This is a genomic window from Saccharospirillum sp. HFRX-2 (genome assembly GCF_043196805.1).
Classification (GTDB): Bacteria; Pseudomonadota; Gammaproteobacteria; order Pseudomonadales; family Natronospirillaceae; genus Saccharospirillum.
In genome coordinates this window covers 219,649-243,191 of sequence record NZ_JBEBMU010000004.1, presented here as the reverse complement: position 1 = coordinate 243,191, position 23,543 = coordinate 219,649, and the positions used below count along the sequence as shown (strand labels likewise).

The following is a 23,543-nucleotide window of genomic DNA, read 5'->3' as shown; positions in this document are numbered from 1 at the left end:
TTGTGTTGTATGAATTAGGCCAGCACCGGATTGAACTGCCTGGCTCGGCGCCGGCAGTCAGTTCGGATGATCGGTTATTGCTGTGGCAAGACGGCGAATTGGTCAGCCCGGAGGATAACTGGGTGCAGCAGCGCAGCGAGTGGTCAGCGCATCCATTACTGAATGAAGAATTTGTCGGCTTGTTGGATGGACATGCTTATTACACCGCTCAGCTGGATAGTACCGAAAGCTGGCCTCGATTGGGCTTAAGAGACATCGGCCTGCGCAGTGAAACGGCCTTTATGCTGGCGGCGCGCGCCCGTGGTTTGTTGGATTGGCGTCGTCAGCATCGGTTTTGTGGCCAGTGCGGCCAGACGACAACCAGATTGCCGGGCGAGTCGGCCATGGTCTGTGAGCCCTGCAAGCTGCGCTTTTACCCGCGTGTCAGCCCTTGCGTCATTGTACTGATTACCCGCGGGCCGGAAGTGCTGCTGGCTCAGGGCGTGCGTCATCGCAGTTCCGGCTGGTACAGCACCCTGGCAGGTTTTGTCGAGACTGGTGAGTCGCTGGAGCAGGCGGTACACCGCGAAATCCGCGAGGAAGTCGGCGTCGAAGTGACCAATCTGCGCTACCAGGGCAGCCAGACCTGGCCGTTCCCGCATCAGTTGATGCTCGGCTTCTGGGCCGACTACGCCGGTGGCGACATCGTTCCGGAACCAGGTGAAATTGCCGATGCGCAGTGGTTTCACGTCGACCAGCTGCCGCAATTCCCGCCCGGTTTTTCCATTGCCGGCTATATGATCGAGGCTTACCGGCGTTCCTGGTCGTCCGCTGAGGCGCCATTTTCCGGATGAGCGCGTAAGTCTTGACGCACGAACCAAGCAATGCCGCCGAAGAAGGCGAACATCAGAGCCACAGTGACTAAGCCAGCGATAACTACAGTGTCGAAATACATGGTTGGAACCCCTTGGACTGGAGGATGTGTATCAGTCTAGGGGAGGTCGGGATGGGGCTATTGATGTGGATCAAGGCCGCGCCGGCGGCCAGTTGATCTAGATCAATTCAGGCGCTGATGCCCAGTTCCAGGCGCTCGCAGTCGGCCAGAGAGGCCATCTGGGTCAGCGCAGTCAGGTCGACGATTTCGATATCCCGCGCACTGCTGCTATCGGCCAGGATGCCCTGGCGCTGGAAACGGGTGAATACGCGGCTAACGGTCTCTACCGCCATGCCCAGATAGTTGGCAATGTCGCTGCGCGCCATGGTCAGCCGGAACTGGGTGCCGGAGTAGCCCCGGCGGCGGAAGCGGGCAGCGAGGTTGAGCAGGAAGGAGGCGATGCGTTCTTCGGCGCTCTTCTTGCTCAGCAGCAACATCATTTGTTGGTCTTCACGCAGTTCGCGACCCATCAAACGCAGCAGTTGACGACGCAACTCTGGCAACTGGCCCGATAACGCATCCAGACGATCAACCGGAATTTCACAAACGTTGGTGGTTTCCAGGGCGCGGGCTGTGGCTGGGTAAACCGGAGAGTCGTAGGCGTCCAGGCCAACCAGTTCGCTGGCCAGATGGAAGCCGGTGATCTGTTCATCACCTTCCTGAGTCAGGGTATAGGTTTTAACGGTACCGGTCCGTACGGCAAAGACCGAATTGAAAGGTTCACCCTGCGCAAACAGTAACTCGCCTTTTTTGATCGGTCGGCCACGGCGGATGATCGCATCCAGTTTGTCCATTTCACTGGTTTTCAGTGACAGCGGCAGGCACAACGGATGCAGACTGCAATTGCTGCAGTGAGTGGTCAGCGACATCGTTTCTCTCCCGTCCAAGGGTGGGATAATCACCTTCCTACAGCCAGAGTAGAACGCCGATTATCTGTTGTTCGCCATCTTAGCCGAAACCGTCGTGCTGTACAGGGTTGTGGCTCAATCGTCGTTCGACGGAACCCAGGTATTGACGCGGGTTTGCGCCATTGGGCTGTATTCACTGCCCTCATTAACCGGCGCTAATGGGATGCCCGTCGCCTGTAGCGACAGAAAATCGAATTGTTCACGGTCCGCCAGTTGGGACGGTGCGATGTTCTGGATGGACCGAAAAATATTTTCGACGCGGCCCGGATGCTGTTTTTCCCAGTCGCGCAGCATGGCTTTGATGGATTGACGCTGCAGATTGTCCTGCGAACCACAGAGGTTGCATGGAATGATCGGGAATTCACGCTCGATGGCGTATTGCTCGATATCGCTTTCGCGGCAATAGGCCAACGGCCGGATCAACACGTTGGTGCCACTGTCGGACAACAGCTTGGGGGGCATGGCTTTAAGCTTGCCGCCGTGAAACATGTTCAGAAACAGCGTTTCCAGAATGTCGTCGCGATGGTGGCCTAAGGCAACCTTGGTGGCGCCGATCTGGTCAGCAAAGGCGTAGAGCGTGCTGCGCCGCAGCCGCGAACAGATGCCACAGGTGGTTTTACCTTCGGGCACCATTTCCTGAACCACGCTGTAAGTATCGCGTTCCAGGATGTGATAAGGCACGCCCAGGTTTTTCAGGTACTCCGGCAGGATGTGTTCCGGGAAACCCGGTTGTTTCTGGTCCAGATTGACGGCCACCAGCTTGAAGTCGACCGGGGCGCTGCGCTGCAGGCTGATCAGGATATCGAGCATGGTGTAGGAATCTTTGCCGCCGGACAGGCAGACCATGATGGTGTCGCCGTCTTCAATCATGTTGAAGTCAGCGATGGCGCGGCCGGTTTCCCGGCGCAAGCGTTTTTGCAGCTTGTTGAATTCGGTGCGCGATTTTTTCTCAGCGAGGGTCTGGGCAGTCATGGACAATCGGGTGGCTCGGGGTTGGGCGCGTGTTCTACCACCTCAGACGCCGAGGGACAAGTGTTGTCGTGAAATCAGGCGGCCTGTTCAGAGGGTTCCATCGAATAGACGCGCCGGAACGGCCGGTCGTCAACCCGGTGGCCGCGATGACAGGCCTGACGCCACAGTTCGACCGCCTGGTCGCTGTCCAGAACGGGAACCTCACCGCCGGCATAAAAGCGGGCGTTCAAGGCCGCCAGGGCCGTGGCATAACCCCAGTTCAGGCTGAGTTCCTGGTGAGGATCTTTAAGAAAGCAGCGTTGGCTGGCCAGGCCACGAATCTGACAGGCCAGTTCCGGCCATTGCGCGATGTATTCATCCCAGACGCGTTTGTGTTGCCAGGCGGTCATGCCGAACGGGCCATAGCGGTTGCTGCTGCGACGTTGTTGTTCAGCGCCAGCGACCGCATCGAGCCAGGCCGGCAGGCCCGGATCGGTTAATTGCGCCAGATGCAGCGCCGGTTCGATTACGCAGCTTTTCAAATCCAGACAATACGCCGTCATAGCGGACACCTCCTGAGGTTCGCAGTCAGCCTGCAAAAATCGGGCTGAACTCGACCTGAACTGCCTATATCTGGGTTAACGGCCGACGCTTTCAAGGCTGAAGCGGGTGCGCTGCTGAAACAGCTCGGGCAATTCATCGGCGAGTAGTGCATCGATGCGCGGTGGCAGGTGGTGATCGTCCATGGCGCGAGGGTACTGCGGTGCCAGACGGTCATCGCTCAGGTGTTGCCAGGGACCGGTGGAGTGCAGAAAGCGGCGGGCGAAGTCTTCACCGTAGCTGAGGCAGCCGTGCAGGATGACATCGACATAGGTCTGCATAATCGGTCGATGCGGTTGCGGTGTTTCGCTGGAATAACCGACATAAGCCCACAAGGGTAATTCCATTGGTAAGGACTGCTGGCCGAGCGAGCGCACCTCGGACCAGTCGATGCGATGCCGGTCATAACCCTGTTCACGTTCATCAAAGCGCGCCAGGTTGGCGTCATCGACGATAAAGACGACGCCGTTGCAGCGGCTGTCCGGATTCAGGTGAGCACCGACAGCAGTAGCGCCATAATCCGGTACCGGCACTGACCAGCGGCGCTCAATGCCGTCGATTTCCACGGCCAGGGCATCGCCACCGATACCCGTGCGGCGCCGACTGTCGGCGCTGATCAAACTGCCATAACCGAAAATGGCCTGCATCCTTACATCACCCCCAGCATGCGTGCGGAATTGAACATCAGCCAGCCGGCAAAAAACAACAGCGTCGCACCGATCAGGGCGCGTAGCGCGGGGCGCCGTAACCAGCCATTCAGCTGTTGGCTGAAGGCGCCGGTGGCGAGCATGGCCGGTAGCGTACCGACACCAAAGGCCAGCATCAAAGCCGCACTGCCCAAGGCATCGGCTTGGGTCGCTGCGTAACCCAGGGCGGTATAAACCAGGCCGCAGGGCAGTAATCCCCAAATCATGCCGACCGGATAAGCCTGAAGCGGATGGCGTAACGGCAGCCAGCGCCGGGCCAGCGGTTGCAAGCGGCGCCACAGCGGGAGCGCCAGCTTCTCCAACTGAGTGATCCAGGGTTTGATGTTCAAATAATACAGCGCGATCAACATCAGAAGTGCAGCGGCGATCAAACGCAGAATAGGGGTGGCGGAGGCGGGCAACCAATGCAGACCGGCGCCGATCAGCAGGCCGAGCAGGGCGTAGGTGGAAATGCGCCCTAAATTATAAAACAGCAGGCTGCCCGAGCCCTGGCTGTGCAATCCCAACGCCAGCGTAATGCCTCCGCACATGCCCAGACAGTGGCCGGCAGAAATCAGCCCGATCAGGGCCGCAGAGAGCAGATCAGCGATCACGGTGGGACTTATGGTCGTCGGGAATCATGTCGTCATCGTCGTCGAAGAGGATGCGCTGGGCCGGGCTGTCCAGATCGTCGTATTGGCCGGAGCGCACCGTCCACCAGAACAGGCCGCCGCCGATCAGCAGCAGGAAACCGGTGATGGGCAGCAAAAGCAGCAGAATATCCATGGCTTAATTCAAACGTCTCAGTCGCAATGCATTGAGCACGACCAGCAAGGAGCTGGCCGACATACCAATAGCCGCTTGCCAGGGTGTTACCCAGCCCAAAGCAGCCAAGGGGAGGGCGACGCCATTGTACACCAGAGCCCAGATCAAATTCTGGCGAATGATGCGCCGGGTCTTGCGCGCGGCCCTGACGGCCGCTGCCAGCACGGTCAGTTTGTCGTTCAGCAAGAGTGCATCTGAAGCTTGCTTGGCCAGATCGGTACCCGAGGCCAGGGCGATGGAAACCGGTGCACCGGCCAGCACCGGCGCATCGTTGATGCCATCGCCGACCATGGCGATGCGCCAGCCGTCGTCCTGTTGTTGATGCAACCAACTTAGCTTATCCGCCGGGCTTAACCCTGAACGGTAGTCTCCGCTCAGCGATAAAGCGTTCAAGCGCGCATCGGGCATGGGGTTGGGATCACCAGTCAGGACATGGCAGCGCAGACCCAAGTCGGCCAATTGCTGTAACGCCGGTGCGGCGGTGGCGCGTAATTCGTCCGCCAGCTGGAACCGAGCCAGGGCGATTCCGTTATGGCTGAGCCACAAAGTACCCGATGTTTGGGTGTCTTGATTCGGTTCACTCAGTGCAAAGGCAGCGCTGCCCAGACGGTATTCACCGCTGCTATCGCGTCCGGAAACGCCTTGCGACGGGTGCAAGGTTCGCTCGTTTAGCAAAGGTAACGATGCACCAGCAGCGGCTTCTCGAAAGGCCCGGGCCAGAGGGTGATCGCTGTCGGCTTCCAGAGCGGCGGCCAGTTCGATCAGTTCCGCAACACTGTGCTGTGCCGATGGCTGTACTGCTGTCTGTACCAGTCGAAACCGGCCTTCGGTCAGGGTGCCGGTCTTGTCGAAGGCAAGATCGGTGATATCAGCCAAGCGTTCCAGGGTATGGCCGCGGGTGACGATCATGCCTTCTTTGGCCAGGCTTTGCGTGGCCTGCGCCAGGACAGTAGGCGTTGCCAGGCTTAGCGCGCAGGGGCAGGTGACGACCAGCACGCTGATGACGATCCAGAAGGCGCGGTCCGGGTCGATCCACAGCCAGGCCAGACCAATCAGCGCGGTGATGATCAAAGTGGTCCAGACAAAATGCCGGGCACCGCGATCGGCCAGTTCCGCCAGGCGCGGTTTTTCGCTGGCGGCTTGTTCGAGCAGTTGCGTGAGGGCCGAAGCGGAGCTGTCGGCGCCGAGTCGTTCAACCTCGATTTCCACCGCCTGGCTGAGGTTGGTGGTGCCCGCCAGTACCGCATCGCCGCTGGCTTTTGGTTGAGGCGCAACTTCCCCGGTCAGCCGCGCTTCGTCGAATTCGCTGGCGCCACTGACGACACGGCCATCTACCGGGCAGAGTTCGCCGGCGCGGACCTGAATGCGTTCGCCGATAACCAGGTCGCGTACCGCCTTTTGCTCAAAGTCATCACCCTGGCGCACCCGGCAGGTGGGCGGCAGCTGGCGCGCCAGTGCATTGCTGGAGGCGTGGACAGAGGTGCGGGCGCGAAATTCCAGAAAACGGCCCAGCACCAGAAAGAAGGTGAACATCGATACCGATTCGAAATAGACCTCACCCTGGCGGGTCAGGGTGGCCCAGACGCTGGCGGCGAAAGCGCCACCGATGGCCAGCGACACCGACACATCCATGCTCAGACTGCGCGCTCGAATAGACCGCCAGGCGGCGGTGAAAAAGGGGCCGGCGCCGATGATGACGACCGGCAGGGTGATCAGCAGCGAGGTCCAGCGCAGCCAGTGCACATAGGTCGCTTCGATACTGCCGCTGTACAGCGCCACCGCATTCATCATCGCCTGCATCATGCCAATGCCGGCCACGCCCAGACGCAATAAATAACGTCGTCCGGTGCGCTGACGCAGCGCTTCCTCGGCGTCGGCCTGGTACGGCTGAGCGCGATAACCGAGTGAATGCAGTGCAATAAACAGCGTCGACAAAACAGCTTCGCCGGGTTGCCAGCGCAGCAGCAAACGGTGAGTGGTCTGATTAAACCGGGCCTCGGCAACGCCAGCTTGTTGATGCAGTCGCTTCTCGATCAACCAGCTGCAGGCGGCGCAACTGACGCCATCGATCATTAACGTCGCTTCGCATTGGCCGGAATCGAGCTGGCGTACAAAATCGGCCTGGACATCATCGCGGTCGTAGAGCGCCAGCTGTTCGCGGTCACGCTCACTGACCGGTGGTGCGGCCGGGGTCTGGTCGGGATCGTGGAAGCGGTAATACTCGCCCAGGCCGCTATCGATAATGGTCTGGGCAGCGGCCAGACAGCCGACGCAACAGAAAACCCGGGCCTCGCCGCCTACCTCGAGCTGAAAACGCTCATCGAAGGCCGGCAGACCGCAATGAAAGCAGGCCTGCGCCATTAGAGTTTGGGCGCAAGCCTGATAATGCTGCGATCGGGCAGGGTGGCTTCGCCGTGCAAGCGCCAATTGGCCTGATCACCAACCGGTTCCAGAATCAGCTGGCGTGTTTCGGTGACGACTTCAGGCAAGGTACCCAGGTAGCGACCATCGGGCTGACGCTCGAGTTGCACGCTGACGTCCCAGCTGGCTCGTGTTGGGAAGGCATAGGTGAGCTGGAGGGTATTCGGAATCGGATCCAGATTGCCTTCCAGGCGCAGCTGCACGCGCTCGCCGAGCGTCTGCAACTGGGCGCTGAGATCGTGCTCGGCCGCCCATTGCGACTGGGTGTTGCGTTCAATAACCGTCATGCCGTCCTCGTAGTAATTATCGAGGATGGCGCCGTCGTTGGTCTGGATGGCAATGGGGATCAACCAGGCCCAGAAACTGACCACGGCGATGATCGGCGCCAGGATGAACCAGATCCAGAATTCACGGTACCAGGGTTTGCGAGCGCTCGTGTTCACGTCAGTGTTCTCCTAAACCGTCTATTAAAACCGGGCCGGGCCAAAGAAACGGCTCTCCGCCTCGACGCTCTGGCTTGGGTCGTCGACGGCGACAGCGGTGAAATGAATTTCGTTATTGGGCAGTTGTAACTGATTGGGGTCGATCAGCAGACGCACGGGTAATTGCACCACACCGCCGGCGGTGACGCTGATCACGTCCGGTGCCAGCAGTTGCAAACCGTCCAGACCATCGACGCTGAGGCGATAACGCCGATCCTGCTCTGTCATATTCATCAGACTGATCTGATAGGAGTTTTCCACCAGCCCGGCGGGCGTCATGCGGTGCAGCGCACCCCGGCCGCGTTCTATGGACAGATCCATGGGAATACGGGTGGCGATGACCCAACTGAACAGCCCGATCATGACCGCCAGCGCCAGCGCATAGCCGATCAGGCGGGGTCTGAGGATACGGCTGGGTTTGCCTTCCAGGCTGTTTTCGGTGGTGTAGCGGATCAGGCCGGGCTCGTAGCCCATCTTATCCATGACCGAATCGCAGGCATCAATACAGGCGGCGCAGCCGATGCATTCGTATTGCAGGCCATCACGGATATCGATACCGGTCGGGCAGACCTGAACGCACAGTTCGCAATCGATGCAATCACCCAGACCAGCATCTTCTGGTTTGATGCCGCGCTTGCGCGCCCCTCTGGGTTCGCCGCGTTTTTCGTCGTAGCTGACGATCAGGGTGTCCTGATCGAACATCACCGCCTGGAAGCGGGCGTAAGGACACATATAGATGCACACCTGTTCACGCAACCAGCCGGCGTTGCCGTAGGTCGCCAGCGTGAAGAAGGCGATCCAGAAAATGGCCCAGCCACCGGCGCTAAAACCGGCCAGTTGCGGCAGCAGTTCTTTCACCGGTACGAAATAGCCGACGAAGGTGATGGCGGTAATCAGTGCTACTGCCAGCCAGAGCAGATGCTTGGCAGCTTTGCGCGCGAACTTCTGAGCGGTCATGGGTTGATCATCGAGTTTGATGCGGGCGTTGCGTTTGCCCTCGGTCTTTTCCTCGATAAACATGAAGATCCAGGTCCAGGCGCTTTGCGGGCAGGTGTAACCGCACCAGACCCGGCCGGCGAAGACGGTGACCAAAAACAGCGCAAAGGCGCAGATGATCAGCGCCCAGGACAACAACATAAAGTCCTGCGGCCAGAAGGTGATGCCGAAGATATGGAACTGGCGCGCGGGCAGGTCGAACAGCACGGCCTGGCGACCGTTCCAGTCCAGCCAGAGGGTGCCAAAGTAAAGCGCGAACAGGGCTGCGCCCCCGTAGACTCTCAGGTTTCGATAAAAACCTTTGATGCGGCGGACGTAGATTTTTTCCCTTTCTTGATACAGGTCGACGGTCGTTACGGCGTCGTCCGTGACGTCTTTGACCTCTATTTTATCGGTCATGTTTTTTGGGGGATCAGGATTGGTTTGGGAAGGGCGGGCACGCCCGACCTTTCCAAGCCAGTCCGGGGTGCGTGGGCACGCACCCCGTTGGTTAGTTATTGCTGCTCCAGCTCTTGCTCTTGGCTAAGGCTGTAGACGTAGCCAGCAACGATATGCACGCGCTCTTCGCCGAGCACGTTGGCCCAATCCGGCATCCGTCCAGAGCGACCATGTTCCAAGGTGTACTGAACGGAATCGCGCAGACTTTCACCTGGAATTCGGTACAACCAGATATCGTCGGTCAGGTTGGGAGCACCAATGTTGGGCTGGCCAGCGGCAATGCTGCCGCGACCGTCCTGGCCATGGCAGGCAACACAGCTGGCATTGAACAGGGCTTGCCCCTGAGTGGCCAGGTTGGTGTTGACCTCGTCCTGACCAGACAGCTGCATGACGTACTCAGTCACTGCACGCACACCGCTGGCGCCAAGGGCATCACCCCAGGCCGGCATCTGACCACTGCGACCAGCCATAATGGTGGTCTTGATGGTGTCACCCTCGCCGCCGTAGAGCCAATCGTCATCGGTCAGGTTAGGAAAACCGTAGCTGCCGGTGCCAGCCTGGCCGTGGCACAGGGCGCAGTTGTCTTCGAACAGACGCTGACCGACGCGCATGGCTTGAGGGTAGTCGTGCAATTTTTCGACCGGAACCGAGGCCAGACGCTGGTAGATTTCGCCATAGCGGCGCTCATGGGCAACCTGATCGGCGGTCAATTCACCCACAGAGGTCCAGCCCAGTACGCCTTTCCAGTTACCCACCGGCATAGCGATGAGATAGCACACCGCAAAGATGATGGTCAGCCAGAACAGGTTCAGCCACCACTTGGGCAGAGGATTGTTGTATTCCTCAATGCCATCAAACTGGTGACCCGTGGTCTGAGCGCCTTCACCGCCCGGATCGGGCATCCGTCGAGTAAAATAAAGCAGCGCGACGATGCCCACCAGAAAGACGGTGGTGATTGCAATAATGTAGAAACTCCAAAAGCTACTCATCGTCATTCCTCTTCTTGTCCGAGGCGGCGTCCATCTGTTCGTCGCGTTCGGCGAACGGCAGGTTGGCCGCATCGTCAAAACGTGCTTTGCGCTTACTGGAGTAGGCCCAGAACACCACGCCAAAGAAAGCGATCATGGTGAATACGGTGGCCAGTCCGCGCCAAGTATTGATATCCATGACAGTCCCCTAGCGACCGGTTACGACGGTACCGAGGTGCTGCAGATAAGCGACCAGGGCGTCGATTTCGGTGGTTCCAGCTACGGCTTCCTGAGCACCAGCGATCTGTTCGTCGGTGTAAGGCACACCAACGGTACGCAGGGCGCGCATCTTGGCCGCCGTATGTTCACCATCCAGAGTGCGTTCGAACAGCCAGGGGAAAGCCGGCATGTTGGACTCGGGAACAACAGAGCGCGGATTGTAAAGGTGCGCTTTATGCCACTCATCGCTGTAACGTTCGCCGACACGGGCAAGGTCCGGGCCGGTGCGCTTGGAACCCCACAGGAAGGGATGCTCGTAAACCATCTCGCCAGCCTGGGAGTAAGGACCGTAGCGCTCAACTTCAGCGCGCAGCGGGCGTACCATCTGGGTGTGGCAGACATGGCAGCCTTCGCGAATGTAGATATCGCGACCTTCCAGCTGAACCGCGGTGTAAGGTTCCAGACCTTCGACCGGTTCGGTGGTGTCGTTGATGAAGAAGAGCGGCACGATTTCGACCAGACCGCCAAAGCTGATGGCGATGACGACCAGAAAGGCCATCAAGCCAACGTTCTTTTCAACCTTTTCGTGTTGCATCTTATGTCCTACCTATCAAGCGGCCTGGGGCGCGGGTTCAGCCTGAGTCGCCTGATCATTGCGCACAGTGCGCCAGACGTTATAGGCCATCAGCAGCATGCCGGACAGGAAGACAATGCCTCCGATCAAGCGCACCACATAACCGGGCCAACTCACCTCGACACCCTGGACGAAGCTGTACATCAAGGAACCGTCGGTATTGACTGCACGCCACATCAGACCCTGGGCAATGCCGTTAACCCACATGGCCGCGATGTACAGAACGGTACCGATGGTCGCCAACCAGAAGTGCACATTGATCAGCGCGATGCTGTACATCTGAGTCTGACCAAAGAGACGCGGAATGGTGTGATAGATAGCACCGATGGAAATCATCGCCACCCAGCCGAGTGCGCCGGAGTGAACGTGACCGATGGTCCAGTCGGTGTTGTGTGACAGAGCATTGACCGTCTTGATGGCCATCATCGGGCCTTCAAACGTGGCCATGCCGTAGAACGACAGTGACACCACCAAAAAGCGCAGAATCGGGTCGGTACGCAGTTTGTGCCAGGCACCGCTCATGGTCATCATGCCGTTGATCATGCCGCCCCAGGAAGGAACCAGCAGAATAACGGACATCACCATACCCAGGTTCTGAGCCCAGTCGGGCAGGGCAGAATAGTGCAGGTGGTGACCACCTGCCCACATATAGATAGCGATCAGCGCCCAGAAGTGCACGATCGACAGCCGGTAGGAATAAACCGGGCGCTCAGCCTGTTTGGGTACGTAGTAGTACATCATGCCGAGGAAGCCGGCAGTCAGGAAGAAACCAACAGCGTTGTGGCCGTACCACCACTGCACCATGGCATCCATGGTACCCGGATAGACAGAGTAAGCTTTGAACAGAGTGACCGGGATGGCGATGTTGTTGACCACATGCAGCACCGCCACGGTGATGATGAAGGCCAGATAAAACCAGTTACCCACATAGATGTGCGAGGTACGGCGGCGGTGAATGGTACCGACGAAGACCGCCAGGTAAGACAGCCAGACGGCGGCGATCAGGATATCGATCGGCCATTCCAGTTCGGCGTATTCCTTGGACGACGTTAAACCCATTGGCAGGGTGATGACGGCCGCGACGATGACCGCCTGCCATCCCCAAAAGGTAAACTTGGCGAGCCCCTCAAAGGCCAACCGGGCCTGAGTGGTTCGCTGGACGACATAATAGGACGTTGCAAAAAGCGCACAGCCACCAAAGGCAAAAATGACCGCATTGGTGTGCAGTGGACGCAAACGACCAAAGTGAAAGTAAGGACCGAAATTCAATTCAGGGAAGGCTAACTGGGCGGCAATAATAACACCAACCAGCATGCCGATAATTCCCCATACGACAGTCATGATGGCGAACTGACGAACAACCGTATAGTTGTACGTTTCATTCACCTCAGTAGCGGGGCTAGCATGGCTCATGGATCAGCTTCCGAGGGGCAAAGGGTTAGATACAAAAAGCGGCGCAAGTATGCTCAGCCGCTTGGGGTTTTGCAAATGACCCAGGTCAATTTCCAAGGTAATAGCATTGCAGATGTGCCGCCATTACCCGCTTTGGAACAGAGCCTAGCAAAGGTTTTTCGACTCTGCCGATTGTTCGAAGCAATAGTAAAACGATGCGTTTTTTTAAGATTGTTCGGTGGGTGAATATCGCAATAATTATAATGAGAATTGTTATCAATTAATGTCTGGCTGAGATATCTTTGAATGAATGATGGGCGCCGTTAAACTGGCGTGCTTATTAAAGTCGGACAGAGAGGTTTGCAATGCAGTGCATGAAGGCCTGGGTTTACGGCAAAGTGCAGGGTGTCGGTTACCGCCTGTTCTGTCGGCGCCGTGCTCGTGAGTTGGGAGTGACGGGCCATGCCATCAACCTGCCGGATGGTCGTGTTGAAGTGATGCTCTGTGGTACCGAACAGGCGCTGTCCGATATGGTTGACGCCTTGCACCAGGGGTCGCGCTTTGCTCAGGTTGCCGGTGTCGATGTCGAACGCATCCAACTCGATGAAAGCAAGCTGCCGGTCGACTTCGTCACCGGCTAAACCGCCTTGGCCTACCGTTTTGCCACAGATCACCGGTAGTTAAACGACCGACACCTAGGTATAATGCCGGCCCTTTGCGAACTCCCTAAGCACCAGATTCAGGAACTCCTATGCGAAGCCATTACTGCGGGGAACTCAACGCTTCCCTGATTGACGAAACCGTGACCATCAGCGGCTGGGTTCACCGTCGCCGCGACCACGGCGGCGTGATCTTCCTCGATGTGCGTGACCGCGCCGGCATCACCCAGGTGGTCTTCGACCCCGATGCACCGGAAAGCTTCAATATTGCCGACCGGGTTCGCTCGGAATACGTCATTGAAGTGACTGGCCGGGTGCGTGCCCGCCCTGAAGGCACCGTCAATCCGAATATGGCGACCGGTGAAATTGAATTGCTGGGCAAGGAAATTACCGTCCTGAACTCAGCCAAAACGCCTCCCTTCCCGCTGGATGAATATTCCGATGTCGGTGAAGACGTGCGTCTGCGCTACCGCTTTATGGACCTGCGTCGTCCGGAAATGCAGCAGAAGCTGGTGTTGCGTTCGCGCATTACCTCCAGCATCCGCCGTCATCTGGAAGACCAGGGTTTTCTGGATATCGAAACCCCTATTCTGACTCGCGCCACGCCCGAAGGTGCGCGTGATTATTTAGTGCCCAGCCGGACGCATCCGGGTGAGTTCTTTGCACTGCCGCAGTCACCGCAGCTGTTTAAGCAATTGCTGATGGTGTCGGGTTTTGATCGTTACTATCAGATCGCCAAGTGTTTCCGTGACGAAGACCTGCGCGCCGATCGCCAGCCGGAATTCACCCAGATCGACATCGAAACCTCCTTCACCGATGAAGCCGGCATTATGGCGCTGACCGAAACCATGATCAGCAACCTGTTTAAGGATGTGCTGGACGTCGATTTCGGTGAATTTCCGCGCATGCCGTATTCCGAAGCCATGGAAAAATACGGCAGCGATAAACCCGATCTGCGTATCCCGCTGGAGTTGACCACCGTCAGCGATCTGATGACCGAGGTCGATTTCAAAGTCTTCTCCGGACCTGCGACCGATCCCAAAGGTCGTGTGGCTGCTCTGAAAGTACCGGGTGGCAGTGAGCTGACCCGTAAGCAGATTGATGACTACACCAAGTTTGTTGGCATCTACGGCGCCAAAGGTCTGGCTTATATCAAGGTCAACGACAAGAGCAATCTGCCGGATGGTCTGCAATCGCCGATCGTTAAGTTTATTCCCGAAGCTGTGCTGGCTCAGTTGATCGAGCGTCTGGACGCCAACGATGGCGACCTGATCTTCTTTGGCGCCGATAAAGCCACCATCGTTAACGATGCTCTGGGCGCCTTGCGCTGCAAGATCGGCGAAGACATGAATCTCTATACCCAGGATTGGGCGCCGCTCTGGGTCGTCGACTTCCCGATGTTTGAAGAAACCGGTGAAGGTCGCCTGGCTGCGCTGCACCATCCGTTCACGGCGCCGTCGTGCAGTCCGGAAGAATTGAAAGCCAACCCGGAAACCGCCTTGTCACGCGCTTACGACATGGTATTGAACGGCGTTGAACTCGGTGGTGGTTCCATCCGTATTCACGACGAAGCCATGCAGCACGCGGTGTTTGAAGTGCTCGGCATCAGCGAGGAAGAGCAGGAAGAGAAGTTCGGCTTCCTGCTGTCGGCGCTGCGCTATGGTGCACCGCCGCACGGTGGTCTGGCTTTTGGTCTGGACCGTCTGGTCATGCTGATGACCGGCGCAGAATCCATCCGTGAAGTCATCGCCTTCCCGAAAACCCAGACCGCTGCTTGCCTGTTGACCCAAGCACCGGGTGAAGTCAGCCAGGAACAGTTGCGCGATCTGAATCTTCGCATTCGCAAGCCGGTGGCCGAATCCTGATTCGCGCCACCCAAGGAAAGAGCACGAGGTAATAAAGCTATGGCAGGTCATAGTAAGTGGGCCAACATCAAGCACCGCAAGGCGGCTCAGGACGCTAAGCGGGGCAAGGTCTTTACCAAGATCATCCGTGAATTGGTGGTCGCTGCGAAAAACGGCGGTCCCAGCCCGGAAGATAACCCGACGTTGCGTTCGGTCATGGACAAAGCTCTGACCGCCAACATGAAAAAAGACACCATCGAAAAAGCCATCGCCCGAGGCGCGGGTAATGCCGAGGGTGACGACTTCGAAGCCATGACTTACGAAGGTTATGGCGCCAGCGGTGTGGCGGTGTACGTGAAGTGCCTGTCGGACAACCGCAACCGCACCGTCTCGGAAGTGCGTCATGCGTTCACCAAGTGTGGCGGTAATCTGGGCACCGACGGTTCTGTTGCTTATTTGTTCAGCAATGCTGGCCAGCTGTTTATCGAAAGCGGAGAAGAAGACGCCATCATGGAAGCGGCGCTGGAAGCCGGCGCTGAAGATGTGATCAGCAACGATGACGGCAGCTTCGAAATCCGCACCAGCCCGGAAGATTTTCTCGACGTTAAAAACGCACTGGTCGAAGCTGGTTATGAAGTGGAAGGCGAAGTCACCATGATTCCCTCCACCGAGACTGAACTGGACGTTGAAACCGCCGAGAAAGTACAGCGGCTGATCGATATGCTTGAAGATCTTGACGACGTGCAAAACGTCTACACCAACGCGGCCTTCCCCGAGGAAGCGGAAGCCTAGTGATGGTGGCGGTGCGCCCATGGCATTGATACTGGGTATCGACCCCGGTTCGCGTAAAACCGGCTTTGGCATTATCAATGTTGTGGGCAGCCGTCAGGACTATGTCACCTCTGGCGTGATTCGCCTGGAATCCTTCGATACCTTCGCTGAGCGACTCGACAATTTGTTTCGCTTTCTGCGCGAGGTGATCGAGCAGTATTCACCGGCGGAAGCCGCCATTGAGCAAGTCTTTATGGGGCGCAGTGCTGCCTCGGCGTTAAAACTGGGTCAGGCGCGCGGCGTGGCGATTCTCGCCGCGACGCAATCCGGTCTGGCGGTCAGCGAATACGCCGCTCGTAAGGTTAAACAAGCCGTCGTTGGTAATGGCGGCGCCGATAAGGTCCAGGTTCAGCATATGGTGCAACGCATGCTGAAGTTGCCTGGCCTGCCGCAGGAAGACGCCGCCGATGCCTTGGCCATCGCCCTCTGTCATGCCCATACCAGTGCGGGTTTGGTCCGGGTAGCCGGTAGTCGCCACTCACGACGTGGACGCTGGCTGGATTAGCCGTCCAACGACTCTATAAAGGAAGCACCTCATGATTGGCCGTTTACAGGGCACTTTGCTGGAAAATCGGGCACCGGATTTGCTGGTCGATGTCGGGGGTGTGGGCTACGACGTCCAGGCACCGCTGTCGACAGCCTTCAAATTGCCGGCTGTTGGCGAAACCGTGGTCCTGCATACCCATCTGGCTATTCGTGAAGATGCGCATGTGCTCTTTGGTTTCGGAACCCGTGAAGAACGCAGTCTGTTCCGTGCACTGATTAAAACCAGTGGTGTTGGTCCGAAGCTGGCTTTGGCTATTCTCAGTGGTATGGAACCGGATCACTTTATCCGCTCTGTCCAACAAAAGGATGCGACCATGCTGGTGAAGGTTCCGGGTGTGGGCAAGAAAACCGCCGAGCGGTTGATTGTCGAAATGCACGACCGTATTGCTGACCTCGGTGGCGCAGAGCGCCTATTGGCCATGCCGACCGTGCCGGAAGCTATGCCGCGCCCGGCAAGCGCCGAAGAAGATGCCGAAAGCGCTTTGATCGCTCTGGGTTACAAGCCTCAGCAGGCAACACGCGCCATTGCGCAGGTCGCGCAGGCGGGTATGGATTCCGAAACCTTGATCCGCGCTGCGCTCAAGCAGATGATGTAAACCACTTTCTGGCTGAACCAACTGACCGATGATCGAAACCGACCGCTTTATCGCGCCTGAGCCGCAAAACGTCCGTGAGGAACAGTTTGATCGGGCTATCCGGCCGCTGTCTCTGGCTGAATATATTGGTCAGGCGGTGGTGCGCGAAAAGATGGAAATCTTTATCAGCGCCGCCCGCAAGCGTGAAGAGCCGCTCGATCATACCTTGGTATTCGGACCGCCTGGCCTGGGTAAAACGACGCTGGCCAACATCATTGCCAATGAGATGGGCGTCAACATCAAAACCACCTCCGGTCCGGTGCTGGAAAAAGCCGGTGACCTGGCGGCCATGCTGACTAATCTGGAATCCGGTGATGTGCTCTTTATCGACGAGATTCATCGGCTGTCGCCCCAGGTTGAAGAAGTGCTCTACCCGGCGATGGAAGATTATCAACTGGATATCATGATCGGCGAAGGCCCGGCGGCGCGATCCATTAAACTCGATTTGCCGCCTTTCACTCTAGTTGGCGCGACCACTCGTGCCGGTTTGCTGACGTCGCCCTTGCGGGATCGTTTCGGTATTGTCGAGCGACTGGAGTTTTATTCGGTCGCTGAACTGACTGAGATCGTGCTGCGTTCTGCCAATAAGCTCGGTGTGGAAATTGATCGCGAAGGTGCCGGCGAAGTGGCGCATCGTTCCCGTGGTACGCCCCGGATTGCCAATCGCCTGTTGCGACGGGTGCGTGATTATGCCGAAGTTAAGCACGAAGGCAGTGTCAATCAGGTTATTGCCGATGACGCCCTGAATTTGCTCAATGTCGACAAAGCCGGATTCGATCATCTTGATCGTCGTATGCTGATGACGCTGATCGAGAAGTTCGGTGGCGGTCCGGTGGGTGTGGAAAGTCTGGCCGCTGCCTTGAGTGAGGAGCGCGATACGCTCGAGGATGTGGTCGAACCCTATCTGATACAGCAAGGATTTTTGACCCGCACGCCGCGCGGTCGAATGGTGACCGATCTGGCTTACCAGCACTTCGATTTACCCCAATCCAAATAACCTTTCCGGCGTTGCTCGCGGCCCTGTGCAAAGGGAGTGAAAACCGTCTTTAGCGCAATAGCGCCGTCTAGTATTTGCCAAAAAACTTCTTTAGTCTGGCCCGCTGAAAGTCTCTGAGGATGACGGTAGTGGGCAGTCAAATATCAATATGGGAATTGGTCAGCGAAGCGACACTGTTGGTGCAGTTTGTCATGCTGACGTTGTTAGCCGCTTCGGTTGCAACCTGGGTGTTTATCTTCGAGCGCCGTAAGGTGCTGACGACCGCCTATCATCGATTTGCCAGTTTTGAAGAACGTTTCTGGTCCGGCATGGACCTGTCTCAGTTGTATCGTCAGATCAACGCCAACCCGGATCCCGATAACGGCGGCGAGCATATCTTTCGCGCCGGTTTCAAAGAATTCAGCCGCCTGCGCCAGCAGCAAGTGACCGACGCCGATGCCATCATGGCCGGCTGTCAGCGCGCCATGCGGGTTGCGGTCAGCAAGGAAATGGAAAAGCTCGACCAGCATCTGCCGTTTTTGGCGACGGTCGGTTCGACCAGTCCGTACGTCGGTTTGTTCGGTACCGTCTGGGGCATTATGAATTCATTCCGTGGCCTGGCATCAGTCACCCAGGTGACGCTGTCGACGGTAGCTCCAGGTATTTCTGAAGCATTGATTGCTACGGCGATGGGCCTTTTTGCGGCTATCCCAGCGGTGATCGCCTACAACCGTTTTTCGGCACGCTCCGATAAACTGGTTGCCAACTACGAAACCTTTGCTGAAGAGTTTGCCGCCATTTTGCACCGTCAGGCACATTTGCTGGCGGGCCAGGGTCGCAAGCAGGAAGTGGCTGAATGAGCCTGGTGCGCAAACGGCGCAAGCCGATGTCCGAGATCAACGTGGTGCCTTATATCGACGTCATGCTGGTCTTGCTGATCATCTTTATGGTGACCGCGCCAATGATGATGCAAGGCGTCGAGGTTGAGGTGCCGCAGGTTGAGTCCGGTCCGCTTGAGCGTGATGAAAACCAGGAATATTTAATTGTCGCTGTTGATGCCGGCGGCCAGGTGTATGTCGAGCGCGGTGAAGAAGAGCCCGAGGCCGTTGAACCGAATGGTGTAGGGCAGTATGTCGCTCGCGTTCTGGGTCAGCAGCCAAGTTTGCAGGTTTATATTCGCGGCGACAGCAGTATCTCCTATGGTCGTGTTATGCAGGTCATGGCGAACCTACAGACTGCCGGTATTGAGTCTGTGGGTCTGATCACCGAGGCGCCGGATGAAGAGTGAGTGGCGCTTAAATTTAAGTCGTCGCCATTTGGCGTTGCCGGCTGTGCAAGCTGTTGGCTTGCATGCATTGTTGGCGGCGCTGTTTTTGGTTGGCTTTAGCGTGACTCACCCGTCGCCGGACCGGTTCGAACTGCCGCCGACCTTGACCGCCAACCTGATGATGGAGCCACAGCCACAGCCGGTTCGAGAACAACCGCCAGCAGCGCAGCCGGCTCCGGAACCAGCACCACAACCCAAACCGGAACCAGAGCCCCGGCCTCAGCCTGAACCACAACCGACGCCGCCGGCTCCAAAACCAGAGCCACAACCTGAACCAGCACCGCAACCAGCGCCGCAGCCAAGGCCAGAGCAAGCTAAGGCGCAGCCGGAACCTGAGCGGGTGCCGCCGGCCAGCAGCAATACTGCGCCAGCGGAAAGCCAGCCAGCTCCGACGAATAGTGAAGATCTGTTTGATGATTTATTGGCGGGTTTGGACAGTGAAGACTCACAGCTGGAGCGTCAGCAGGAAGAGCTGGCTGCAGCTCAGGCACAACGTGAACGTGATGCACAGGTGACCTCGACCTATACCGACCGTATTTATCAACAGATCAGTCGCGCTTGGTCGAGACCAATGGAACTGCAGATTATGGATTTGACCGGTCGGGAAACCGTCGTACAGGTATCGTTGTTACCGACCGGCGAATTGTTGTCCGCCGAAATCGTATCCAGCAGTGGTATTGCTGCACTGGACCAATCTGCTATCAGGGCGGTGCAGCGTGTACGTCGCTATCAGGTGCCGGATGATATCAATATTTTTAATCGTAACTTTCGAAGCTTTCGCTTCCGTTTCAAACCAGAGGACCTGATGCAGTGAGAGTTCAACGACGTCTGGCCATTCTGGCTATCGCTTTTATGTCGCTAGTGGCTGGAACACTGGCCCAAGCTGAAGACCTGGAAATTGTGGTTACCCGCGGTTACGACGCGCGCACCAAAGTCTCTGTTGTGCCGTTTTTCTGGGGTGGATCGGAAGCTTTGCCGGAACAGGTCGATGCGGTTATTCGTGCGAATCTGAGCCGCACCGGTCGGTTTGACTTGTTGCCGGCGAGTGAAATGCTCAGTCAACCAACATCCCAGGAGGGTGTTTTTTATCGCGACTGGCGTTTGCTGGAGCAGGAATACTTGGTGATTGGTCGAATGGAGCCGGTGGCCGGAGGGCGTATTCGGGTCAACTTTTCGCTGTTCGATATTGTCCAGGGCCGACGAGTGGTCGGCGGCAGTCAGACGGTCGCGGTTTCTCAGTTGAGGGATCTGGCGCATTCCATTTCCGATCTGATTCATGAGCGTATTACCGGCATTAAAGGCATCTTTTCCACCAAGATCGCTTTTGTGACGCGCCAGCCAACCAGTGTCGGTAATTTTGAGTATCGCTTGCAGGTGGCGGATGCCGATGGTCAACGCGCCCGCACTGTTTATCAGTCCGATGAACCGATTATTTCGCCATCCTGGTCGGGTGATGGCCGACGTATTGCCTTTGCAAATAAGGTCGGTGATCGTTGGAAAGTTTTTGTACAGGAGTTGGCTTCCGGTCAGTCGGATACCTTGTCGGGTCGACGGGGTTATACCAGCTCGCCGGCATTTTCTCCTGATGGTCGATATTTGGCTTATGTATCCAGTACGGAGGGTAATCCAGAACTATATCTGTATGATTTTTCCACGGGGCGAAGTACTCGTTTAACGCGCAATAGTTATATTGATACTGAACCGAGTTTCTCGCCTGATTCTCAATCTTTGATCTATACCTCGGAAAGAGGAGGTAGACCACAAATTTATCAAATGGACCTTGCCACTAAGCGTATTGAGCGCTTAACCTTTGAAGGCAGTCAAAACCTGAAAGCCCAATACAGCAGCGACGGGCAATACCTGGTCTTTATTCACCAAACAGAGGGCAGGTTTCACGTTGCAGCAATGGATCTGGCATCACGTAACATTAGAGTGCTGACAGAAACCAACCTGGATGAGTCTCCCAGTATTGCGCCAAATGGCACCATGCTGGTCTATGCGACTAAGAGAGGGGGTGAGGGGGTTTTGGCCTGGGTGTCCCTGGATGGGCAGGTCACAAGCCAGATGCCGTCGATATACGGTGACGTAATTGAACCGGCCTGGTCTCCCTACTTGAACTAGGGTCATTTGCAGGGCAATATGCCAATAAGGGCAAATTGGTCTGCAAATAACCAATAAAACGACATATAACCGATGGGATAAAGGAAAATGGCTAAATCCAAACTGATTCAAGCTGCTGCTATTACATTCGCGGTATTCCTGGCCGGCTGTGCCTCTACTGAAGAGACTGCGTCTACTGGCGAGTCAAACACAACGGGTACTACTGGCTCTGTGCAGGAAGAAGAACAGCTGACACTCGATACTGAACCAACTGAAGCCGAACAAAGCGTTACCAGCGAGTTCCAAGCTTTGCTGGATCAGACCATCATCTACTTCGATTTTGACAAGTCTGAGATCCGCACTGAGTTCCGCACTGTGCTGAACGCACACGCTATGAACCTGGTTGCCAACCCGAACATGAGCATCGTTCTGGAAGGACATGCTGATGAACGTGGTACTCGTGAATACAACCTGGCATTGGGTGAGCGTCGTGCGCAAGCCGTTGCTGACTATCTGATGCTGAAAGGTGCCGCTGCCAGCCAGATCGACACCGTAAGCTATGGCGAAGAGCGTCCGGTTGCTTTGGGTAGCACCGAAGCAGATTACGCCGAAAACCGTCGTGTAGAGATTGTTTACTAATCGTCTATGCTGAACAAACAAGCTCTAATCTACAGTGCTGCCCTTTTGGGCAGCACTTTTGTTTTTATAGGGTCGCTTTCCGCTGAACCCGCGATTGTTGAATCGCAGCCTGACGGTGCTTCGGGGACATCGAGTCTCGGTACTTTGGGTGGTCCGGAAAGTTCCGCACGTACCAGCAGTAACGGTCCATCCGCTGCCTTTGTAGAAAACCTGATGTTTCAGGTTCAGGACTTACAGCAGCAGGTTGCTGAGCAAAGAGGGAAGATTGAAGAGCTCAGTTATCAGCTCGATGTGATGCGCGAAGAACAGCGCGAACGTTACATTGATCTGGACCAACGTATTCTGTCTTTGCAGCAAAATCCGGGTTCAGCTTCAGCGTCTATTGAGACCGCTCCTGCTGCGTCCGCTGATTTTGATGCGGTCAGCGACGAAGACATTCTGGCGGAATATAATGCGGCTCGAGAGCATATCAGAGCACGAGAATTTCCTGAGGCAATATCGTCGTTGCAGGCTTTTGCAGACAGCCATCCTGAACACTCTTTAACCCCTAATGCATGGTATTGGCTGGGTGAGGTTCAACTGGCCAGCCGCAATGTCGATGAAGCACGCACGGCCTTCCAAACGGTCATTGACCAGTTTCCGGATAACGCCAAGGTTCCTGACTCCCTTTATAAGTTGGGAATTATTGCTCAGCAGGGCGGCAACTCCGACCAAGCACGTCAATTGTTCCAGCGCGTGATAACTGACTACCCTGATAGCCAAAGTGCGCAATTGGCTCAGGCGCGACTCAACTCCAATTAAAGACGACAGCCTCTGGGCTGTCGTCTTGTTACTACTCGCGAGATATACCCATGACAAAGAAAGCCGTGGTTCTTCTGTCCGGAGGCCTCGATTCGACGACTGTGTTGGCGCAGGCCAAGGCGGACGGATACGAGCTCTATGCGCTGAGCTTCGACTATGGTCAACGGCATGATGCTGAATTGGATGCGGCCAAACGCATTGCTAAATCAATGGGCGTGGTGGAGCACAAAGTCATTCCAATTGATCTGGCTAGCTTGGGCGGGTCGGCTTTGACTGATCACAGCCTTGAGGTGCCAACCGAAGAGACTGAAGGCATTCCGGTCACCTACGTGCCAGCACGGAACACTGTTTTTCTATCGATCGCTCTGGGCTGGGCTGAGGTGTTGGAAGCTCAAAATATTTTTATCGGTGTCAGTGCTGTCGACTACTCCGGATATCCGGATTGCCGGCCTGAGTATATTGCAGCCTATGAACGCCTTGCCAACCTGGCAACCCGGATGGGTGTCGAAGGACGTGTCATTAAAGTCCACACCCCACTGATTAACCTGAGTAAGGCTGAGACAGTCGCGCTCGGCACTCAGTTGGGTGTGGACTATGGTCTTACCGTCAGTTGCTACCAGGCCAACGAATCGGGTGAAGCCTGTGGTCGGTGCGATTCCTGCCGGTTGCGCCAAAAAGGCTTCGCAGAGGCCGGTTTGTCAGATCCGACGCGGTATCAGGCCTAAGCTGTCAAAGTACTGTTGGCAAAGCCC

At 56.8% G+C, this 23,543-nt stretch carries 28 protein-coding genes; 14 read left to right on the top strand and 14 right to left on the bottom strand.

Annotated features, from left to right (window positions below; genetic code table 11):
- The first annotated feature begins 2 nt into the window (after window positions 1-2).
- Window positions 3-833, top strand: coding sequence for an NAD(+) diphosphatase (gene nudC / locus ABMA60_RS11235; protein ID WP_392802942.1), 831 nt, complete (start codon window positions 3-5; stop codon window positions 831-833).
- On the opposite strand, the gene ccoM is transcribed toward nudC, so the two are convergent.
- From ccoM to ccoN, 14 genes are all read right to left on the bottom strand, one after another.
- Window positions 788-934, bottom strand: a complete 147-nt coding sequence (gene ccoM / locus ABMA60_RS11230; RefSeq protein WP_392802939.1) for a cytochrome c oxidase subunit CcoM — start codon at window positions 932-934, stop codon at window positions 788-790. The genes nudC and ccoM overlap by 46 nt on opposite strands.
- A gap of 107 nt (window positions 935-1,041) precedes the next feature.
- Window positions 1,042-1,782, bottom strand: coding sequence for a fumarate/nitrate reduction transcriptional regulator Fnr (fnr, locus tag ABMA60_RS11225; RefSeq protein ID WP_392802937.1), 741 nt, complete (start codon window positions 1,780-1,782; stop codon window positions 1,042-1,044).
- A 114-nt stretch (window positions 1,783-1,896) separates the two neighbouring features.
- Complete coding sequence (gene ttcA / locus ABMA60_RS11220) at window positions 1,897-2,793, bottom strand: tRNA 2-thiocytidine(32) synthetase TtcA (protein WP_392802934.1); 897 nt, start codon at window positions 2,791-2,793, stop codon at window positions 1,897-1,899.
- 74 nt (window positions 2,794-2,867) lie between these two features.
- Window positions 2,868-3,335, bottom strand: a complete 468-nt coding sequence (locus tag ABMA60_RS11215) for a hypothetical protein (RefSeq protein WP_392802932.1) — start codon at window positions 3,333-3,335, stop codon at window positions 2,868-2,870.
- 75 nt (window positions 3,336-3,410) lie between these two features.
- A complete protein-coding gene (locus tag ABMA60_RS11210) occupies window positions 3,411-4,019 on the bottom strand; it encodes a gamma-glutamylcyclotransferase family protein (RefSeq protein WP_392802930.1) in 609 nt (202 codons plus the stop codon).
- Window positions 4,020-4,021: 2 nt separating this feature from the next.
- Window positions 4,022-4,672 carry a sulfite exporter TauE/SafE family protein gene (locus ABMA60_RS11205; protein WP_392802927.1) on the bottom strand — a complete coding sequence of 217 codons (651 nt, stop codon included), beginning with the start codon at window positions 4,670-4,672 and terminating at the stop codon, window positions 4,022-4,024.
- The gene (ccoS, locus tag ABMA60_RS11200; RefSeq protein ID WP_392802925.1) at window positions 4,662-4,844 is read right to left on the bottom strand and encodes a cbb3-type cytochrome oxidase assembly protein CcoS; all 183 of its coding nucleotides are present in this window, start codon (window positions 4,842-4,844) and stop codon (window positions 4,662-4,664) included. The genes ABMA60_RS11205 and ccoS overlap by 11 nt, the downstream gene beginning before the upstream one ends.
- Before the next feature lie 3 nt (window positions 4,845-4,847).
- Window positions 4,848-7,244, bottom strand: coding sequence for a heavy metal translocating P-type ATPase (locus ABMA60_RS11195; protein ID WP_392802923.1), 2,397 nt, complete (start codon window positions 7,242-7,244; stop codon window positions 4,848-4,850).
- Window positions 7,244-7,747, bottom strand: a complete 504-nt coding sequence (locus ABMA60_RS11190; RefSeq protein WP_392802920.1) for a FixH family protein — start codon at window positions 7,745-7,747, stop codon at window positions 7,244-7,246. Before ABMA60_RS11190 ends, ABMA60_RS11195 begins: the two co-directional genes overlap by 1 nt.
- A 24-nt stretch (window positions 7,748-7,771) precedes the next feature.
- Window positions 7,772-9,181, bottom strand: a complete 1,410-nt coding sequence (gene ccoG, locus ABMA60_RS11185) for a cytochrome c oxidase accessory protein CcoG (RefSeq protein WP_392802918.1) — start codon at window positions 9,179-9,181, stop codon at window positions 7,772-7,774.
- A 95-nt stretch (window positions 9,182-9,276) separates the two neighbouring features.
- Complete coding sequence (gene ccoP / locus ABMA60_RS11180) at window positions 9,277-10,209, bottom strand: cytochrome-c oxidase, cbb3-type subunit III (protein WP_392802916.1); 933 nt, start codon at window positions 10,207-10,209, stop codon at window positions 9,277-9,279.
- Entirely contained in the window at window positions 10,202-10,387 is a 186-nt protein-coding gene (locus tag ABMA60_RS11175) for a cbb3-type cytochrome oxidase subunit 3 (RefSeq protein WP_392802913.1), read from the bottom strand. Before ABMA60_RS11175 ends, ccoP begins: the two co-directional genes overlap by 8 nt.
- Before the next feature lie 9 nt (window positions 10,388-10,396).
- Window positions 10,397-11,002, bottom strand: coding sequence for a cytochrome-c oxidase, cbb3-type subunit II (ccoO, locus tag ABMA60_RS11170; RefSeq protein ID WP_392802910.1), 606 nt, complete (start codon window positions 11,000-11,002; stop codon window positions 10,397-10,399).
- A 15-nt stretch (window positions 11,003-11,017) separates the two neighbouring features.
- Window positions 11,018-12,454, bottom strand: coding sequence for a cytochrome-c oxidase, cbb3-type subunit I (gene ccoN / locus ABMA60_RS11165; protein ID WP_392802906.1), 1,437 nt, complete (start codon window positions 12,452-12,454; stop codon window positions 11,018-11,020).
- Window positions 12,455-12,798: 344 nt separating this feature from the next.
- Between ccoN and ABMA60_RS11160 the strand changes: the two genes are divergently transcribed.
- The 13 genes from ABMA60_RS11160 to queC all read left to right on the top strand — a co-directional run bounded on the left by ABMA60_RS11160 (window position 12,799) and on the right by queC (window position 23,516).
- Window positions 12,799-13,074, top strand: coding sequence for an acylphosphatase (locus tag ABMA60_RS11160; protein WP_392802904.1), 276 nt, complete (start codon window positions 12,799-12,801; stop codon window positions 13,072-13,074).
- A 110-nt stretch (window positions 13,075-13,184) separates the two neighbouring features.
- Window positions 13,185-14,957, top strand: coding sequence for an aspartate--tRNA ligase (gene aspS, locus ABMA60_RS11155; RefSeq protein ID WP_392802902.1), 1,773 nt, complete (start codon window positions 13,185-13,187; stop codon window positions 14,955-14,957).
- Window positions 14,958-14,996: 39 nt separating this feature from the next.
- Entirely contained in the window at window positions 14,997-15,728 is a 732-nt protein-coding gene (locus ABMA60_RS11150; RefSeq protein WP_392802900.1) for a YebC/PmpR family DNA-binding transcriptional regulator, read from the top strand.
- Window positions 15,729-15,747: 19 nt separating this feature from the next.
- Window positions 15,748-16,272 carry a crossover junction endodeoxyribonuclease RuvC gene (ruvC, locus tag ABMA60_RS11145; protein ID WP_392802898.1) on the top strand — a complete coding sequence of 175 codons (525 nt, stop codon included), beginning with the start codon at window positions 15,748-15,750 and terminating at the stop codon, window positions 16,270-16,272.
- Between the two features lie 31 nt (window positions 16,273-16,303).
- Entirely contained in the window at window positions 16,304-16,909 is a 606-nt protein-coding gene (gene ruvA, locus ABMA60_RS11140) for a Holliday junction branch migration protein RuvA (protein WP_392802895.1), read from the top strand.
- 28 nt (window positions 16,910-16,937) lie between these two features.
- Window positions 16,938-17,945 (top strand): Holliday junction branch migration DNA helicase RuvB, encoded by a 1,008-nt coding sequence (gene ruvB / locus ABMA60_RS11135; protein ID WP_392802893.1) that lies wholly within the window; start codon window positions 16,938-16,940, stop codon window positions 17,943-17,945.
- Between the two features lie 119 nt (window positions 17,946-18,064).
- Window positions 18,065-18,784, top strand: coding sequence for a protein TolQ (gene tolQ, locus ABMA60_RS11130; RefSeq protein ID WP_392802890.1), 720 nt, complete (start codon window positions 18,065-18,067; stop codon window positions 18,782-18,784).
- On the top strand, window positions 18,781-19,212 hold the full coding sequence (tolR, locus tag ABMA60_RS11125) for a protein TolR (RefSeq protein ID WP_392802887.1): 432 nt from the start codon (window positions 18,781-18,783) through the stop codon (window positions 19,210-19,212). Before tolQ ends, tolR begins: the two co-directional genes overlap by 4 nt.
- Window positions 19,202-20,065, top strand: coding sequence for a cell envelope integrity protein TolA (gene tolA / locus ABMA60_RS11120; protein WP_392802884.1), 864 nt, complete (start codon window positions 19,202-19,204; stop codon window positions 20,063-20,065). Before tolR ends, tolA begins: the two co-directional genes overlap by 11 nt.
- A gap of 38 nt (window positions 20,066-20,103) precedes the next feature.
- Entirely contained in the window at window positions 20,104-21,372 is a 1,269-nt protein-coding gene (tolB, locus tag ABMA60_RS11115) for a Tol-Pal system beta propeller repeat protein TolB (protein ID WP_392803120.1), read from the top strand.
- Between the two features lie 87 nt (window positions 21,373-21,459).
- The gene (gene pal / locus ABMA60_RS11110) at window positions 21,460-21,990 is read left to right on the top strand and encodes a peptidoglycan-associated lipoprotein Pal (protein ID WP_392802882.1); all 531 of its coding nucleotides are present in this window, start codon (window positions 21,460-21,462) and stop codon (window positions 21,988-21,990) included.
- Between the two features lie 6 nt (window positions 21,991-21,996).
- The gene (gene ybgF, locus ABMA60_RS11105) at window positions 21,997-22,791 is read left to right on the top strand and encodes a tol-pal system protein YbgF (protein WP_392802879.1); all 795 of its coding nucleotides are present in this window, start codon (window positions 21,997-21,999) and stop codon (window positions 22,789-22,791) included.
- Window positions 22,792-22,841: 50 nt separating this feature from the next.
- Entirely contained in the window at window positions 22,842-23,516 is a 675-nt protein-coding gene (queC, locus tag ABMA60_RS11100; protein ID WP_392802877.1) for a 7-cyano-7-deazaguanine synthase QueC, read from the top strand.
- The last annotated feature ends 27 nt before the right edge of the window (window positions 23,517-23,543 follow it).

Coding starts and splice junctions, on each gene's coding strand:
- ruvC (WP_392802898.1), top strand. CDS start 15,748: ATGGCATTGATACTGGGTATCGACCCCGGTTCGCGTAAAACCGGCTTT.
- ccoS (WP_392802925.1), bottom strand. CDS start 4,844: ATGGATATTCTGCTGCTTTTGCTGCCCATCACCGGTTTCCTGCTGCTG.
- ccoO (WP_392802910.1), bottom strand. CDS start 11,002: ATGCAACACGAAAAGGTTGAAAAGAACGTTGGCTTGATGGCCTTTCTG.
- pal (WP_392802882.1), top strand. CDS start 21,460: ATGGCTAAATCCAAACTGATTCAAGCTGCTGCTATTACATTCGCGGTA.
- tolR (WP_392802887.1), top strand. CDS start 18,781: ATGAGCCTGGTGCGCAAACGGCGCAAGCCGATGTCCGAGATCAACGTG.
- ruvA (WP_392802895.1), top strand. CDS start 16,304: ATGATTGGCCGTTTACAGGGCACTTTGCTGGAAAATCGGGCACCGGAT.
- ccoN (WP_392802906.1), bottom strand. CDS start 12,454: ATGAGCCATGCTAGCCCCGCTACTGAGGTGAATGAAACGTACAACTAT.
- ABMA60_RS11210 (WP_392802930.1), bottom strand. CDS start 4,019: ATGCAGGCCATTTTCGGTTATGGCAGTTTGATCAGCGCCGACAGTCGG.
- ccoG (WP_392802918.1), bottom strand. CDS start 9,181: ATGACCGATAAAATAGAGGTCAAAGACGTCACGGACGACGCCGTAACG.
- ccoP (WP_392802916.1), bottom strand. CDS start 10,209: ATGAGTAGCTTTTGGAGTTTCTACATTATTGCAATCACCACCGTCTTT.
- tolQ (WP_392802890.1), top strand. CDS start 18,065: ATGACGGTAGTGGGCAGTCAAATATCAATATGGGAATTGGTCAGCGAA.
- ccoM (WP_392802939.1), bottom strand. CDS start 934: ATGTATTTCGACACTGTAGTTATCGCTGGCTTAGTCACTGTGGCTCTG.
- ABMA60_RS11150 (WP_392802900.1), top strand. CDS start 14,997: ATGGCAGGTCATAGTAAGTGGGCCAACATCAAGCACCGCAAGGCGGCT.
- tolB (WP_392803120.1), top strand. CDS start 20,104: ATGTCGCTAGTGGCTGGAACACTGGCCCAAGCTGAAGACCTGGAAATT.
- fnr (WP_392802937.1), bottom strand. CDS start 1,782: ATGTCGCTGACCACTCACTGCAGCAATTGCAGTCTGCATCCGTTGTGC.
- ybgF (WP_392802879.1), top strand. CDS start 21,997: ATGCTGAACAAACAAGCTCTAATCTACAGTGCTGCCCTTTTGGGCAGC.
- ruvB (WP_392802893.1), top strand. CDS start 16,938: ATGATCGAAACCGACCGCTTTATCGCGCCTGAGCCGCAAAACGTCCGT.
- ABMA60_RS11160 (WP_392802904.1), top strand. CDS start 12,799: ATGCAGTGCATGAAGGCCTGGGTTTACGGCAAAGTGCAGGGTGTCGGT.
- tolA (WP_392802884.1), top strand. CDS start 19,202: ATGAAGAGTGAGTGGCGCTTAAATTTAAGTCGTCGCCATTTGGCGTTG.
- ttcA (WP_392802934.1), bottom strand. CDS start 2,793: ATGACTGCCCAGACCCTCGCTGAGAAAAAATCGCGCACCGAATTCAAC.
- queC (WP_392802877.1), top strand. CDS start 22,842: ATGACAAAGAAAGCCGTGGTTCTTCTGTCCGGAGGCCTCGATTCGACG.
- aspS (WP_392802902.1), top strand. CDS start 13,185: ATGCGAAGCCATTACTGCGGGGAACTCAACGCTTCCCTGATTGACGAA.
- ABMA60_RS11175 (WP_392802913.1), bottom strand. CDS start 10,387: ATGGATATCAATACTTGGCGCGGACTGGCCACCGTATTCACCATGATC.
- ABMA60_RS11215 (WP_392802932.1), bottom strand. CDS start 3,335: ATGACGGCGTATTGTCTGGATTTGAAAAGCTGCGTAATCGAACCGGCG.
- ABMA60_RS11195 (WP_392802923.1), bottom strand. CDS start 7,244: ATGGCGCAGGCCTGCTTTCATTGCGGTCTGCCGGCCTTCGATGAGCGT.